Source organism: Lysinibacillus sp. NPDC093712 (assembly GCF_050280025.1).
GTDB lineage: Bacteria > Bacillota > Bacilli > Bacillales_A > Planococcaceae > Lysinibacillus.
The window spans coordinates 472,059-487,782 of the sequence record NZ_JBNNUU010000001.1 but is presented as its reverse complement, the minus strand read 5'-3'; the positions used below and the strand labels follow the sequence as shown (position 1 = coordinate 487,782).

12 protein-coding genes, 1 other RNA gene and 1 pseudogene are annotated in these 15,724 nt (G+C 37.1%); 1 reads left to right on the top strand and 13 read right to left on the bottom strand.

What is annotated here, in order from left to right:
• Window position 1: 1 nt before the first annotated feature.
• From ACQKNX_RS02510 to ACQKNX_RS02450, 13 genes and pseudogenes are all read right to left on the bottom strand, one after another.
• Entirely contained in the window at window positions 2-1,426 is a 1,425-nt protein-coding gene (locus tag ACQKNX_RS02510; protein WP_427427421.1) for an ethanolamine ammonia-lyase reactivating factor EutA, read from the bottom strand.
• Between the two features lie 21 nt (window positions 1,427-1,447).
• Window positions 1,448-1,945 carry a EutP/PduV family microcompartment system protein gene (locus ACQKNX_RS02505; protein ID WP_427427420.1) on the bottom strand — a complete coding sequence of 166 codons (498 nt, stop codon included), beginning with the start codon at window positions 1,943-1,945 and terminating at the stop codon, window positions 1,448-1,450.
• Window positions 1,946-1,955: 10 nt separating this feature from the next.
• Window positions 1,956-2,297, bottom strand: a complete 342-nt coding sequence (locus ACQKNX_RS02500; RefSeq protein ID WP_340825057.1) for a BMC domain-containing protein — start codon at window positions 2,295-2,297, stop codon at window positions 1,956-1,958.
• A 19-nt stretch (window positions 2,298-2,316) separates the two neighbouring features.
• Window positions 2,317-3,561 (bottom strand): ethanolamine utilization protein EutH, encoded by a 1,245-nt coding sequence (eutH, locus tag ACQKNX_RS02495; RefSeq protein WP_427427419.1) that lies wholly within the window; start codon window positions 3,559-3,561, stop codon window positions 2,317-2,319.
• 82 nt (window positions 3,562-3,643) lie between these two features.
• On the bottom strand, window positions 3,644-4,222 hold the full coding sequence (locus ACQKNX_RS02490; RefSeq protein ID WP_427427418.1) for an ANTAR domain-containing response regulator: 579 nt from the start codon (window positions 4,220-4,222) through the stop codon (window positions 3,644-3,646).
• Window positions 4,215-5,645 carry a histidine kinase N-terminal domain-containing protein gene (locus tag ACQKNX_RS02485; protein ID WP_401018629.1) on the bottom strand — a complete coding sequence of 477 codons (1,431 nt, stop codon included), beginning with the start codon at window positions 5,643-5,645 and terminating at the stop codon, window positions 4,215-4,217. Before ACQKNX_RS02485 ends, ACQKNX_RS02490 begins: the two co-directional genes overlap by 8 nt.
• A 255-nt stretch (window positions 5,646-5,900) precedes the next feature.
• Window positions 5,901-7,808, bottom strand: coding sequence for an ATP-dependent DNA helicase (locus tag ACQKNX_RS02480; RefSeq protein WP_427427417.1), 1,908 nt, complete (start codon window positions 7,806-7,808; stop codon window positions 5,901-5,903).
• 84 nt (window positions 7,809-7,892) lie between these two features.
• Complete coding sequence (locus tag ACQKNX_RS02475) at window positions 7,893-9,029, bottom strand: THUMP domain-containing class I SAM-dependent RNA methyltransferase (protein ID WP_427427416.1); 1,137 nt, start codon at window positions 9,027-9,029, stop codon at window positions 7,893-7,895.
• A gap of 3 nt (window positions 9,030-9,032) precedes the next feature.
• The gene (locus tag ACQKNX_RS02470; protein ID WP_427427415.1) at window positions 9,033-10,772 is read right to left on the bottom strand and encodes an EAL domain-containing protein; all 1,740 of its coding nucleotides are present in this window, start codon (window positions 10,770-10,772) and stop codon (window positions 9,033-9,035) included.
• Window positions 10,773-11,053: 281 nt separating this feature from the next.
• Window positions 11,054-11,432, bottom strand: an RNA gene (gene rnpB, locus ACQKNX_RS02465) — RNase P RNA component class B.
• 59 nt (window positions 11,433-11,491) lie between these two features.
• On the bottom strand, window positions 11,492-11,791 hold the full coding sequence (gene gpsB, locus ACQKNX_RS02460) for a cell division regulator GpsB (RefSeq protein WP_427427414.1): 300 nt from the start codon (window positions 11,789-11,791) through the stop codon (window positions 11,492-11,494).
• Between the two features lie 121 nt (window positions 11,792-11,912).
• Window positions 11,913-13,160, bottom strand: a complete 1,248-nt coding sequence (locus tag ACQKNX_RS02455; protein WP_427427413.1) for a ribonuclease H-like domain-containing protein — start codon at window positions 13,158-13,160, stop codon at window positions 11,913-11,915.
• Window positions 13,161-13,862: 702 nt separating this feature from the next.
• Window positions 13,863-14,321: pseudogene (locus tag ACQKNX_RS02450) on the bottom strand (Zn-binding domain-containing protein); the annotation flags it as partial.
• A 425-nt stretch (window positions 14,322-14,746) separates the two neighbouring features.
• Here ACQKNX_RS02450 and ACQKNX_RS02445 point away from each other — a divergent pair.
• Window positions 14,747-15,706: an SHOCT domain-containing protein gene (locus ACQKNX_RS02445; protein WP_427427412.1), complete on the top strand. Its 960-nt coding sequence runs from the start codon at window positions 14,747-14,749 to the stop codon at window positions 15,704-15,706.
• Window positions 15,707-15,724 lie beyond the last annotated feature (18 nt).

The window sequence follows — 15,724 nt, the reverse complement described above, 5'->3', positions numbered from 1 at the left end:
CTTACTTTGAGTGGAAAGCTAGTGTTTTGACAACAACAGGGACAACACCAGAAGGTAGCACTTGCCCAATGTCAATATAATCACCTGTTTCTACTTTAATTTGATCTATACATAGTATAGGAACCATTGGATTAATAGCTTGCAACGTTTGCCCTATAACCTTTGCATAATCTGATTGAATGACTATGATAATTGGTATGTCCTTGGAGCTTCTTGTTCCTAAATGCTGTAAAATGGCCTCGCATAATGTATGGACATCCTGAAAACTTAAGTACGGTAACTCACTAAAATAAAGTGCAAATGGAGAGTGTTTGTCCTCTATCGAAAAGAGTGCATCTGCTCTATCCACTGCTGTTTTTACCATATGATCAAATGCTTTTGATGCCAAACTCATATGGCAATTAAATACAGGAACATTTTTTAACGGTAAAACGTCTGCATCCACTTGAATGGTGGCACCACTAATTTCAGTTGTTTGTGTACCTGCACCAGTCACTGTTGCTCGTGCAGTTTCTTGTGGCTGTAGCCATACAAATGTTTGCAGTTGCTCATGCTGTAACAGCATATTTGCTAGTTTATCGCCGATATCATCGTACTGACGATGCGTACAATCATGGTTATATATACAAGAAGCTACCCCTCCTGAAAAGACGATTGCATCGACTGGCTTATGCCAATTTGGCAAATGACCTAACAACAATGGGTGCTCGGCATCAATTATTTGACCTCTTAACGTTTGCGCTAAGAAGTTCACCATTTCTTGTATCAGTTGTGCTACGCGGTCATCTTCTGCAAGATCCCCAACTTGTAAAGGATTGGGCCACTTCTCCATGAGCTTCTTAATTGGTGGTGAAATGGAAAGGATTTTGCCATTATAAAATTCAATTAATCTACCACCGACATGCAATGTACATGTGCCAATGACTTCACCATACTGCATAACCGCGATATTAGCCGTACCGCCACCAATATCTATATTGGCAATGACTTTGCCTGTGTTTTTTGACAGTTGGACAGTACCTGCACCTTTGGCGGCAATAATCCCTTCTAAATCAGGCCCTGCAGTCGCAACTAGAAAATGACCTGCTGAGTCAGCAATTGCATGGACAACCTCACTGGCATTTTCTTTCGTAGCAGATTCACCCGTAATAATAATGGCGCCTGTTGAAATATCTGCCGGTGAAATTTGAGCAAGTTGATATTGCTGAAAAATAAATTGTTCTATCTGTTCCATATCGATAATGTCATGATTGAGAAACGGCGTTTTAATAATAGGACTTTGATGTAACACTGTTTTTTCAATAATTTCTATCCGTGGCACATGTGTCACACCAGCAACGTTCTTCAACAGAAAACTACTAACAACCATCTTTGTTGTACTTGTCCCAATATCAATGCCTGCACTATAAATTTTTTCTGTTTTCAACTTATGCCTCCCTCTACACCACTAAGAACAATAAATAAGATAGGGACTATCACGATCCTTAACGAATTGGCGAATTTCCTCGTCTGTTTGGAGTTGAATTAACGGTTCAATATACTCAATTCCAAGCATTTGCCACGAAGATGTTTTCACGATTGGACCGTGTGTCATAACATTTTGTAATAACGTTGTTGCTCTTTCTACATCTGCAAGGGGTGCATCAATTTTTGTAATGACACCAATTTGTATTTTGGGTATGCCCAAGCTAAATTGTGGTGGAAAAACACTCCTTGATGATGTGGCATCCTGTAAATAAATTACATGCGTCACTTCGAGCGATGTTGCCATAATATTTCTGTAATACATCGGATTTTCTATATATTCTCCAGGTGTATCAACAATCCAGTCATCAAAAACGAGTGCTTGCGTTTTATTGGCTTTGCTATCTTTGCCTAACAACGCATTCATTAGCGTCGACTTACCAGCTTGCACACCGCCTATTATCATTACTCGATTTTTCATATGGCACATCCTATGACTTCGTTATTTTAGATGGCGTATAACCTAGCATTTCTGAAAGAAAACGATTAATTTCTAACATCGCCATTTCAACCTCAGAGACACTACCAACAATAACGAGACTGCCCGTAAAACGATCTAAAAACCCTAGTTTTACATTCGCTGCCTTTGTAGCTATATCCCCAGCAATAATGACTGTTTCACTCGGTGTACAAGTCATAATGCCAAGTGCACCCGCTTCTTGAATACCAAGTTTTTGAAACATTTCAGGATCTGGATTTGCTATTAAATGACTCAACGTTAGTTGCTTACCTGGCACAAATTCCTGAATAAATCGTTTCTTTTCTTCACTCATACGACATCACTTCTTTCTATCAAGACTTTTGATCTGTTAAATATTCTCCCTCTTTAATGATGCCTGCCTTGCGATCTTCTTGTTCTAATTTTAAAGCTGTAGGTACTGATAGCTTATAGGCAAAGAAAATGGCAATGATTCCAGCTAAAAGCTTCCCTGCCATTACAGGTAAAATAATTGTTGGCTGGAAATTAGCAGTAAATGATAAATGATCACCTAACAGGAATGCTGAACAAACACCAAAGGCAATGTTGATTACTTTATCTTTTGGCGGCATCTGACGAATGAGTGTAAACATAGCTAAAATATTTGCACTCGTTGCTAAAATTCCTGCACTTCCTACCGATGAAAGACCTAATTTCTTCCCTGCTGTTTCTAGCGGTTTAGAAGCATATTTTCGGATTAAGTAGACCATTGGGAATGCACCCGCTAACATAATACCGATATAGCCTGCTGTTTCTAATGCACGGAATTGGTCAACGCTATCTGCCATGATTGGATCAAAGCCCCATGCACCAAAAATCTTTGTAAAAAGGCCTGTGAAAATTTCAACAATCGAGAACACAAGCACAAGCTTAATCGCCGCATCCATCACTCGTCCAAATATCATAAATCCTTTGATCATGCCGTTTGGAATGAGCTTTAGTCCCAGCGCAATTAAGATTACGAAAATAAATAAAGGCAATAAATTAAGTAATATTTGTAAAACAGAAATGGCAAAAACATAAGTTGGTGCCGCTGTAGTACTAATGACTTCACGAACTTCAGTGTTAAACATCACAATCATGATTGATGAAATAAATGCACCAATCGGAATTGTTAAAACGCCCGCCATAATTCCTAATGCCATATACTTATGATCACGCTTGTCTAACATCGCAAGACCCATAGGAATTGAGAATACAATTGTTGCACCTGACATAAAACCAACAACAAGTGCCATCACCCATCCTTCATAGGATTCCTTTAAGGCATTTGCTAATTGATATCCCCCCATGTCCGACGCTAAAATTGTTGTTGCGGCTATTGCTGGATCAGCTCCAATCCATTCAAAAACCGGACTAATAAAGTGACTAATAAACCATGTTAAGTAAGGTATAGCTGCCATGATTCCTGCTGCGGGTACAAAAATATGCCCTACAGTATGGATACCATTCATAAATTCTTTACCAATTCCATACTCTGCATCTCGAATTGCTCCGATCGCACCTAAAACGGCACAAATCATAATAATATAAACGATTATCGTTCCTATCATTGCCATCTTACTCATCCCCCCTTTGATTTTGATAAATATATAGAAAAAAAGACGCATTAAAGAAAAATTCTCTTTAAGCGTCTTTGCTTCATCTATTAACTTGTAATGTATGAATAATTCGTTTTGCTATTGTCACCATTTCCTGCTGACTTTGCATACTCTCATTGCGAATTCTTTTATAAGCCTCGTCCTCGCTAAGTTTTTCTGATTGCATCAGTAACCCTTTCGCTCGTTCGATTAGTTTTCGCTTTTCTAATTCACTTTGCTTATACAATATTTCACCGTTCAGACGGTTGAATTTATCGATTTGATGAAATGCCACTTCCAGCGCAGGCAGGACATTTTTCTCAGAAAACGGTTTCATTACATAACCTAAAATATTATCCTGTTTCATGTACAATAACAATTCTTTTTCACTGTAAGCTGATATAAACAGTACCGGTATACCTAACTGCTGTTCAATAATTTTACTTGCTTTTAAACCATCTAGTTTCGGCATTTTGATGTCCATTAAAATCAACTGTGGCTTATGTGTAAAAGCTAGCTCAATCGCTGATTCTCCATTATTTGCTTGAGCAACGACTTCATAGCCATTATCTTCTAGCATAAATTTCAAATCGATGGCGATAAGTGATTCATCTTCGACAATCATTACTTTCCTAGTCATTTAGGATAAATACCTCCTCACTTACAGGAAACTGAATTTGAGTATGTGTACCTTGTTCACTAGGGATAATTGTAAATGTGCCAGCTAAATCATATTCAACAAGCCTTGTAATAATCTCCATTCCAAATGATGCCTTCACCTCATGCATGCCAACGCCGTTGTCGGAAATATGAAGTGAAATATAAGAAGCATCCTGAAGAAATTGAATATCGATTATTCCTTCCTCGCGCTCGATAAAAGCATACTTTAATGCATTTTGTAGTAGCTCACAAATAATTAATGCGAGTGAAACAGCTTTTTTCGAATGACAATATAGCTGAATATCATCATCGTGGAAGACTAATTGAATGGATTGTGTATTGGTAGTGCCAATCATTTTATGCCCTATCTTTTTAGACAACGCAATAACGTCAACTTTTTCTTCCGCATTATCCTCATTTTCTAAAATAAGTTCATAGACAGAGGAAATACTATATATTCGATTTAATGCCTCTTGAAAAGCACTTGCATTTGAAGCTGCTAGGTCATTTCGCATTTGCAATCGCAATAGGCTTGTAACCGTTTGTAAATTATTTTTCACACGATGGTGAATTTCTCGTATAGCAAATGTCTTCATCATCAGTTCATTTTCTTTCAGCTTTAACTCTGTCAGATCATGAATAATAAGAAGTGTCACTTTATCATGTTGACTGCGAATTGGAATTTTTTTCACTATAAACGATTTACGATCAATCGTAATTTCTAAGAAAAAGACATCGTCGCCTTTATCATAGACCTCTTGTAAAAAAGGTAAAATTTTATCCAACGCAATATTGTTAAAATGCTCTAGCCCTGAAAGCTCCGTAATAAAACGGTAGCCTGCTGGATTGCTATAAATCACTTTGTTTTCATGATTTGTGAGAATAATTGACTCTACTAATAAATCAGACACAACAGGAATTGGTTGCGAATTTGGCTCGACGATATGCTCAATTAAAGCAAAAGGCATATTTTGAAAATCATCCTTTGGTGCAGTTTGCATTTTGACCTTTTTTTCTTGAATCAACATGGCTATAACCTGTCCCTCGTCATTAAAGACAGGAACAACGTTTTGTTCAACGGTTATACCTTCCTGTGTGATTGCTCGGGAAATGGATGATTTTTCTTTATATTTAAAAGCTGCAAATACTGCTGGTTCAAAGCTTTCAAATACGATTTTTCCAATCACTGATTTTTCGTATAAACCAATTTCTTTTGTAGGGAATGCCTCTGCCACAACAATTGCATGTGGTAAATTTTCCACCATGCAATCTATAAACATATAGCAATCTGTCAATTCAGCATAATAGGAAAGTGTAGTTTCAAGCTCTACTAACTTCTCGATATCTGTTTCGGATAAGTTTGTATATTTACTACACAGCGTTTGAATGCTCGACAGGTCCACCCCCTATCATAGAATACTCACCAGTAATCGTAACTATTCCTTAAATTTCTTGTCATCATTATAAACCTTTTGCAAAATTATTTTCAAGAAGAAAAATTTTATGCTTCAATCAATTACATCACATTACAAAGAACTATATAGTTTAAAAGAGAAATATTCAACACTTTTTTTCGACACTATATAAATATCATCATGTTATTATTATTTCAATATATCAAAAAAGCGAGTTTGCATCGATGGCAAACTCGCTTTTTTCTATTTTATTTCTGGTGATACTGCTAAAATATTTTCAAATGTTTCGCGCTGCTTGGCTTCTTCCTCATTTAACAAAATATGAATATCGCCATGATCGTTAGATGTACGAATTAATCGTCCCATTCCTTGTTGTAGACGCAATTGCATAAATGGTAATTCTACTTCTTCATACGGATTTTCAGCAAATGTCCGTTTTGCGTCAAACAATGGATCGTGTGGAGGGAAAGGCAAATCATAAATTATGACACGTGTCAGTGCTTCTTCAGGTAAATCTAAACCTTCCCATAAATGATAGGAGCATAACGTTTTTACAGCACCTTCTTGGAAATCACGAACAATTGCAGATAGTTCACGATCTCCCTCAAATGCAACATGCATACGTTCCATAAGAGGCAATTCCGCTTTAAAGTTTAGCATCGCTTGTTTTGATTTAAATAATATTAATGTTTTTTCACCATCTCCCAACAGTTGTTGGACACGAGCTGTTTTATTATTTTGAGATAATTCATGCAAGTAAATTCTCATCACCGCTTCGTAATCAAAAGGTGACGGAACTGAGAATGATTGGTAATTATGAATACCAAGACTATAAGCAATATATGAGAAATCCTTATTGACAGATAGTGTTGCAGAAGAAAATACAATAGGAAGCTTTTTCGAGAATAATTTTTCTTCTAAAACTTCTGTAATAAGTCGTGGCATAATGACAAGCGTTTCCTCACCATCTGTTTCCTCTAGCCAATCAACCGCATCACCTTGCGCTGTAAAAATGCGAAGTGAAGCTTGATATTGCTCCAAATACTCTTCTGCCATATTTAACTCATACTCTGGAATCATATACATTTCTGATTCAAAGACAAATTCCTCAAGCAGTATTTCGACATCTTGAATAAGTTGTTTACCATATTTTAAAAGTGTTGCGGATTTGTTTATACGCTTACGTTCTTCCTCAGAAGCTACAATATCATCACGCAGCTGATCAAAAAATAGTTCGTGATCGTCTTGTAATTTTTCCATCGCATACAAAGTTCGTTCACGTACACCGTCTACCATTAAACGTTCTAGTAGTGGAACAATCGTCGTTGCCTGAACTTTGTACGTCATCGCTTTCTGCGCAGCGTATTCTAATAAATGTCCTTCATCTAGTACCATCATCGATACTTCTGGAAGTAACGCTAACTGTCCTTCACGTTCACGCGACTCTTTCGTTGCTAAATGCTCCATTAAAAAATCTTGCGAGCAAATAATTAAATCCGTTGATTTACGGTAATGTGCACGGTGAAGGGTTTGACCGCAACGATTACGCAGATCACATACAGAACATTGCATAATCGCGTTATAGTTTACTTTGTGCCAATCTTCATCACTAACCGTCGGATAATCACTGCGGTCACCATATGGTTGCACAGCAATCATCGAGCCTTGTGCATATACACCGTCAGGAATTGAAAATGCTATATCATCAATCCACTCATCTGTTTCGACTTTTTCGGCTTCCTCGAAACGCTTTAAGCATAAATATTGATCACGTGATTTCGCTAAACGTACATCAATTTCTAAACCGAGTGTTTTTTGTAATTTATAAATATCGCCGCCCTCTTTAACGAGCTGATCGATTAATGTTTCATCTGCACAGGCTATTAATGCTGGTTTACCTGTATAGCGTGCATAGGATACAGCAGGTAATAAATAGGCAATCGTTTTCCCTGTCCCTACTCCCGCTTCAGCAAATAATACATTTTTCTCTTTTAAAGCCTGTTCAATTTGATAAGCCATAAAAATTTGCTCATCTCGGCATTCGAATCCTTTTTCTGGTAATTCATCATAAAGGACGTCTCCCATCCAGTCACCTAATGACTCGAAAAACGAGCGATCCTTCGTTAATGCAAATGGTAAAGATTTACGCAATTGACGTTCCCCCTCATACAATCTGTTCCTATTATACGCGACGAAACGGAAGATAAGAAAAAATCTCACCTTCCGTTACTCTAGTTAGTCTCTTTTAGACTTTTGTCCCCAGTATTGATAATAATTCGTTTCAATAAAACCATTGAATAACTTACGTCTTTTCGTCGATTGACGACCGTACAATTCTTCAAAGTTTTTCATGGAGGACAGCATGTACACTGACCAAGTTGGGTAGTTTTTCATGACTTGACCTAAATCACGAATGACTTGCTCCACAACTTCTACATCACCAATACGTTCACCGTATGGTGGATTCCCAATCATAACGCCATCTGTAAGCAGCGTTGTAAAATCACGAGCTTGCATTTGTTTGAACGTAATAATGTCCCCAAAACCAGCTTCTAGGGCATTTTCTTGCGCAATGCTTACCATGCGATGGTCAATGTCAGTACCAATAATTTCAAGTGGTTGATCATAGTTGGCTATGCTATCTGCTTCATCTCGAACCGCTTCCCAAATTTTCGCTTTCATCCACGGCCAGCTCTCCGAAATAAATTCACGGTTATAGCCTGGTGCGACATTTTGTCCAAACATTGCTGCTTCTAGAGCAATCGTACCTGATCCACAAAATGGATCTACAAATGGTCGATTCGGATTCCATTTTGAAATCTGAACGAGTGCAGCGGCTAAAGTTTCTTTTAATGGTGCTTCCCCTTGAGCTTGTCGGTAGCCACGCTTATGTAAGCCAGCGCCAGAAGTATCAATGGTAAGTGTAGCCACATCTTTTAAAATTGAAACTTCAATTTTATAAGTTGCACCAGATTCATCTAAAAAGCCAAGACGTTTGTAATGCTGCTTCATGCGTTCTACAATTGCTTTTTTCGTAATTGCTTGGCAATCTGGCACACTAAATAATTTAGACTTTACTGATTTTCCTGACACAGGAAATGATGCGTCTACTGGTAAATATTTTTCCCATGGTAACGCCTTTACACTTTCAAACAGTTGCTCAAAAGACTTTGCAGGGAATTGTCCTACAACAATTTTTACACGATCTGCTACACGTAGCCATAAGTTCGTGCGGGCAATAGCCGTTTCATCACCTTCAAAATAAACCTTGCCATTTTCGACTGTCGTTTCGTAACCGAGAGCCTGTACTTCTTGCGCTACAATCGCTTCTAAGCCCATTGCAGCCGTTGCTACTAATTTATAGTTTGCCATACATTATTTCCTTCCTTGATGTTCAATTTCCCAAAACTCGATATACTCCAGCAATTCGGGAAGTGGTAATGGTTTGCTGTAATAATAGCCTTGAATAATATCACAGTTCATTTTCCGTAGTATATCCACTTGTTGCGCTTGTTCTACACCTTCTGCTACAACTTTCATTTTTAGACGATGTGACATTTGAATAATGGCATCTACAACTGCCTGTTTTTCATCGAGCGAACTAATATGTTGAATGAAGCTACGATCAATTTTTAAACAATCGAGTGGGAATCGAACTAAATAGCTCAGCGATGAATAGCCTGTACCAAAATCATCAATCGAAATTTTAAAGCCGAGTTGCTTTAGTCGAACGAGCTTGCTAACCGTTTCCGAAGCACTATTCATCACAGTGCGTTCTGTAACTTCTATTTCAAAATTGTTTGCTGACGTGTTATATCGTTCCAATATTGTCTGAATCGACTCTAAAAAGTTTTGCTGTTTAAAATGAATGCTTGAAATATTAATTGCAATCGGAATTTTACGACCAAATTGTTGTAATTTAATTGCTGCTTCACAAGCCATTTCAATAATGACTTCGCTTAAAGGAATGATAAGGCCTGTCTCCTCAGCATATGGAATAAATTCTGCTGGAGATACAAATCCAAGTCTTTCATTATTCCAGCGAACGAGTGCCTCAAGTCCTTGAATATGTTCATTTTCCACAGTAATTTTCGGTTGAAAATGCAGCTCAAATTCGCGATTTTCTATTGCTCTACGTAACTCTGAATCTAGCAATAGAACACGCTGACTGTCAGTTTGCAATTCATCAAAATAAAAAGAATAGCTATTAAGACCATTCTTCTTAGAATAGGTCATCGCTTTATCTGAACAAGTAATAAGTTGCTCGGACGTCACCCCATCAGCAGGATACATACTAATCCCAATACTCGTGGAGATAAAGACATCTTGTCCATTTATATTCATCGGTTGTTCTATAATTCCAATAATTTGCTCAGCAAATTTCGCAGCTTCTCGTACATTTTTTACATTCGTTAATGTAACGATAAATTCATCTCCGCCGTACCTAGCAATGATATCTTTGTTTTTTAGCAATGTTTGAATACGTTTTGCTGCTTCTACAAGAATCGTATCACCTACTGCATGACCTAAAGTATCATTTATTTGTTTAAATCTGTCCAAATCAAGGAAATAGACAGCATGCTGTACTGAATGAGACATAGTAGAAGACGATTCTAGTAGGCTATCCATTCTCTCAATATAAGCAAATCGATTTGATACATCTGTTAAGGAATCTGTTAACAAACGTTTTTCTAGTTCATTTTCTACTATTTTTCTTTCAGAAAGATCTGTAAAAATACCACAATAATTTGTGATTTCTCCCATATCATTTGTGATGCTAACAATTGTTAACCATTCAGGATACACGTCTCCTGTTTTACGACGATTCCAAATTTCACCTTGCCATATTCCTTCTTGTCGAATCTTTTCCCACATTGTCAAATAGAAGGATAACTCATGTACACCTGACTGCAACACCGCGGGCGTTTTTCCTATCACTTCATCGCGTTTATAGCCTGTAACGAATTCAAATGCTGGATTAACCATCTCTATTTTCTTATGTTTATCCGTAATCATAATGCCTTCAGATACATTTTCAAAAATTTTCTTCAGTAAGGAAGTGGGGTATTTAGAAATCGAATTAATCTTCTCCAGATTATTAATTACTCCGCCCATGTTTCCGCTCCATCCTATCTATCGATACTACCCTTATTTTTAGAAAAGCGCGTTCCTACTTTTTGCGTAGGTATGTATGTCGCGTCCATACGATAACGGTGATGTTATGACTTCGAAGCGTATCGACAAAGGCGCGGCCAACATGGTGTTAGCCTAACCTCAGGCGTATATCGCGCATGACTAGACATCATAAGTAATAGATACAACTTTAATTAGTTCAAAAGAAAAGCTCTCCACCGAATTGGAGAGCGCTTGTTATTTCGTAGTTAAACATCAAAAAATTCAATAAGCCATGTTTTGTTCCCGAGTACTCAAACAGCTTGCGCCTCGTACGACCGGGCAGTAATCATCTATCTACAGAGTCAACTCTGTCCCTCTATCCGTTCAATTCCTTCAAGAGAGTGCCCCTACCATAATTTGGGTTTCTCACTCGTGGGGTTTACCTCGTTCCACCTTGTATGTTTCCAAACAAGCTTCGTCACTGTGGCACTTTCAGGAAGTGTCAACCATATCAAATAGACTTAGGTCTTCCTTCCGCCGTCAGCTTTAAGCTGCCTTACCTTATTTTTTCAGTAAGCACGAACACTACGGCCATCGCAGAACCGTGTGAGCATGGACTTTCCTCTACGACGTCTAGCGTCGCAGCGATTACTCGAATTTCATGATGATACGAAGATTATACTAGAGTTTTATGATAAATACAATGTATATGATAAAAATTATTCGTAAAGCTTGCTACCAAATACATGTTTTTCTAAATTTGAAAGTCGTTTCAAAATATCAAAGTTGGTTGTACCTGCTGCTGATACGGCTGGTTGCGGTTGTCTCTTTGGCGTATTTTCTATTTCTTCTTTTAATTGTTTATTTTCTTCTTTCAGTTGTGCAACAGCTTTTTCAAACGTTTCATAATCTTGAATTATTTCATCAAGAAAAGAATCGACCTCTTCTACATTGTAGCCTTTAAAGTTTTTCTTAAATTCCTTTTCAAGAATCATTTTTGAAGTTAATTTAATGTCCATTCACATCGCCCTTCCTCGCACTACATACACGAATTCATTATAGCATATTTCCTAACATTATATCGCCTGAAACCATCAATTGTAAGGCTAAACTTGTCGTTTCTTGCGCTTACCCGGGAAATTATTGCTTATTTCCTAATCTGTGCAACCTCTTTTCCCAAGAAATTGCCCATTTTTGTTTTTGTTCCATTCGCCATTCCTCAGTCGAAGTAATCAATTGTATGCCTTCTAATGTATATTTAAGGGCCTGCTTGTAATCTTTCATTTGATGCTCATAGAGCATAGCTAATTGTTCTAAAGCATGCAACTTTTTACGTGGCTCTATAAAGTGGAGTGAAGCGACAAAAGCATCGATTGCTTCATTAAATTGCTTATTTTTTTTAAGTTGAATTGCCAAATAAAATTGAGCATTGCCGGCTTCTCGCTCATCAAATTGTGCCGTTACCTTTTCTAAAACGTTAACACTTTGGGGGCTCTTCTTCAAATCAGCATACCATTTCCCAATATTCGTGTAAGTATTGGCTGATTCATCGCTCGCCTCTTCAAATAATAAGTTAGTAGAATGAACATATAAAGTTATGAGCGATAGCAAATCCCATTCATTATGAATAAGGACCTTCATAAGTGCATCAGGCACACCACTTTTCACAGCATCAAGATAAATGATTGGTGCTAAATAGCCTGGGATATCGCCAATACGTGAAAAGCCAAGCTTCTCCTCTTCTACTGATTTTAATTTCATGCGCTCCATATCGTTTTTCCATAATCGCTTCGAGCTATGCAGTAAATCTATTTGGCGCTGTGTTCGTAATTTAGGCAATACTTTTTGGTTGAGGGTCCAACGTGTTTCAAGCTGTGGCCAATCGAAACTTTTACCATTATACGTAATAATCGTCGCTGTTTTTTGCCAAAGCTTAGATTCAAATAACAGGGCTGCTTCATGCCCTGGATCTGCTAAAACATATTGCGTTAAGACAAAATCATGATCCGTCAGTTCTAAAAAGCCTAAAAGAAAAATTTGTGTCCCAACACCTTTTAATCCAGTCGTTTCTGTATCAAAAAACAGTACTTGCTCCCTCATATCTATTGCATAAGGATGTTCAAAATCAGCACTTTGCCATTTTGTTAACGCGTCAAAAAATGACTGCAATTGATAATGACCGTGCTGATAATCGTATGGATAATGCACTTGTCGTTTAAAAACGATGCCAAAGTCATTATCGATGCGCGTAAGACCTGCCTTTTCCCACTGCTCCGTATAGTTAGGAGCGCTCGGCTTTTGAAAGACTGGTTCTACGGTGGCTACCTGTTTTTCTACTTTTTTTCCGAGCATTTTTTTCATTTGTAGTATTTTATTTTCGTAAGACATTAACTTCACTCATTTTCTGCCTGTAAAATTTTTAATACTTGTGCAAGCTATCTTTTACTTTCGTTTTGTAAATAACCAGTCTTATAGATTCTAAACCTTGAGTCACTTGATAGACATGTCTTATTGTGTATCGTGTGAGATTATGATTTAAGCCAATGTTATCATACGTGCCAAAATGAATTTTAATGATTTATCTATGCAACATTTATTTCTCTATGAATATGTCGCTTGCGAATAAGTTTGTAAGATTAACATTATGGATTATTTCTATAAGAATAGCGCCTCCATGTAAAGGATTTCAAAAAATACGAAGCGCTTTATTTGAGCTATTTAACAATTAGATTGTTTAATTATAATCATTTGGAAGATGAAAGTAATTCTCCCTCTATCTCCCTCAACATATAGATTGTCTAAGTCAAAAATATAAAAGTCTATATAATTAGTAAAGCACATCTTCTCCCTTATGTAAAAAGGGAGAAAATGTGCTTTTTTTGTTACAATTCATTGCACGGGACATCAAGGCAACAAATTGTGTACATGTCACAGGATTATCGAGTTTAAAATAGCCATCATCCCCCAATGCAATTCCTTGTTATTGTAAGAGGCTATATAGTTATAGCTCCATCGGCATTCACCTTCGTAGAGTGTACGTTACTAATAAAAAGTCATTATTATTACTACTTCCAAACCCTCTTTTGTAAACTAATGATTTTCGTTAAGCAAATGAAGAAGTTTGACAACTTTACTTTTTGAATTAATGATTGAATCTTGTGGACCAATACAAGATGGGCAACCAGTCTTACAAGGACAGGCTGTAATATGCTGCTGTGCCTTCATTACTAAGTCCTCCCATAAATCATAAACCTTGTCACTTAAACCAATACCACCTGGATACTTATCATAGACAAAAAACGTAGGTTGTTCGTTGTGCGTTGCCTTCACTTGTGGCACTACCGCTACATCACTACTATCACATTGAATAAATAATGGTATAAAAGCATTCATCGCATAAGCCGCACCCGTCATAGCATCTGTCAACTCTTCTTCAGTCCATTTTTCCGGCGCTAAAAACGATAGCCACGAAGAACTTGTATGCATTTCATCTGGCGGGAGATGAATTGGGCCCGAGCCAATGTTATCATGCGTACCAAAGCGGATTTTATTTAACTTAAGTAAAATCACTTTAAAATATGGATAAGTCACCACCTGTACATTCCACCTCATAACAACTGAGGCAACAAAGTTTTACTCATGTATATAGTATATGTGAATTAGGCGTATTAGGTATATATTATATATGCTATATACACCTATATTATATAAATACATTCAATAGATATTAATTGTTTACTTTGTTTACTTATATAAGCAGTCCTTTTAACCGCAAGGGTTTATGTATCACAGAAACGGCAACAGCGTCTGTTTACCCTTGTTGTCTTTGTTTACCCACTTTAACGCTTTAAATCATTGCTATTTGTTGCTTTTTTATAGTTTGTTGCCCTTTATTCTGTCCGTTTGTTTACCCTAACATCTGTAAATAGTGGTATAGTTTATTCAATGGAAAAATCATGAAAGGTGGGTATTTGATGTACGCAATTGATCAAATAAAAGAATATTTAAAGCCCAACGGATGGATGACTTTAACTAACCTTAAAAAGGAAATCGGGCTAATAGCTGAGCATATAAATGTTGATGAAATCATAGAAAGTGCAGGCGTTGCCGTTCGAGGCAAAATAGCTTTAAAAGAATATTTAGTTGTCCTGACTTCAGAAAGATTAATAACAACGGATAAACAAAAGAAACTGATAGCCCATAATTATGAGGAAATTACGCAGCAAATTGCTATAAAGAAATTTAACACAGTAGAGATACAGTTCCAATTTAACAAAGAAGTAATTGAATTAAGCATCGCTCAGAATGACACAGGGAAGGTTTTCACCCAAGCTATCCAAGACAAATTAGGAATTCTTCCTGAAATTCAAATGGATAGTGAAGAAAGAAAAGTTGTTCAGGTCATGAAGCCAATTAAAACGACTATTGATATCCTTAATGGTAAAGAACAGTTAAAAGACAAAGGTAGTATTTTTAAATTATCTCAAAACAAACAAGGTGAAGTTGAAATAAGTGTTGATTACCATAACACACCTGAAGTATTTCGCTTAATAAAATGGGAACGAGTGGAAAACATTCAAAAGAGCGCTTTTGACATCGCTGGATGGTCTTTAATAGGTAGTACATTTGGTAATGCTGGAGCTATTGCAGGAGCTATGGGGGCGAATATCGGCAAAGATAAGTCTGTAGCTACACTTTATCTAAAAAGGCTAAATGGCGAAAAAGTAGCTCTCGTAATTAAATGTGACAAGAAGGTCTTAGAAAAGCTTTCAATGTTAATAGTTGCTGAAGGTGAGGAAGTCGTTGCTCAAACAGTGACGGAAGTCCAACCAAGCGTAGCAGATGAGATAATAAAATTCAAACAGCTATTAGATGAAGGAATTTTAACTCAGGATGAGTTCGACGCTAAAAAGAAACAACTTTTAGGTATTTAAGCCACTCAAGTAGAGTGG

Bases quoted from the DNA above. Each gene is read 5' to 3' on its own strand.
- ACQKNX_RS02490 (WP_427427418.1), bottom strand. From the start codon at position 4,222: ATGACTAGGAAAGTAATGATTGTCGAAGATGAATCACTTATCGCCATC.
- ACQKNX_RS02505 (WP_427427420.1), bottom strand. From the start codon at position 1,945: ATGAAAAATCGAGTAATGATAATAGGCGGTGTGCAAGCTGGTAAGTCG.
- ACQKNX_RS02455 (WP_427427413.1), bottom strand. From the start codon at position 13,160: ATGTCTTACGAAAATAAAATACTACAAATGAAAAAAATGCTCGGAAAA.
- gpsB (WP_427427414.1), bottom strand. From the start codon at position 11,791: ATGGACATTAAATTAACTTCAAAAATGATTCTTGAAAAGGAATTTAAG.
- ACQKNX_RS02445 (WP_427427412.1), top strand. From the start codon at position 14,747: ATGTACGCAATTGATCAAATAAAAGAATATTTAAAGCCCAACGGATGG.
- eutH (WP_427427419.1), bottom strand. From the start codon at position 3,561: ATGGCAATGATAGGAACGATAATCGTTTATATTATTATGATTTGTGCC.
- ACQKNX_RS02500 (WP_340825057.1), bottom strand. From the start codon at position 2,297: ATGAGTGAAGAAAAGAAACGATTTATTCAGGAATTTGTGCCAGGTAAG.
- ACQKNX_RS02475 (WP_427427416.1), bottom strand. From the start codon at position 9,029: ATGGCAAACTATAAATTAGTAGCAACGGCTGCAATGGGCTTAGAAGCG.
- ACQKNX_RS02470 (WP_427427415.1), bottom strand. From the start codon at position 10,772: ATGGGCGGAGTAATTAATAATCTGGAGAAGATTAATTCGATTTCTAAA.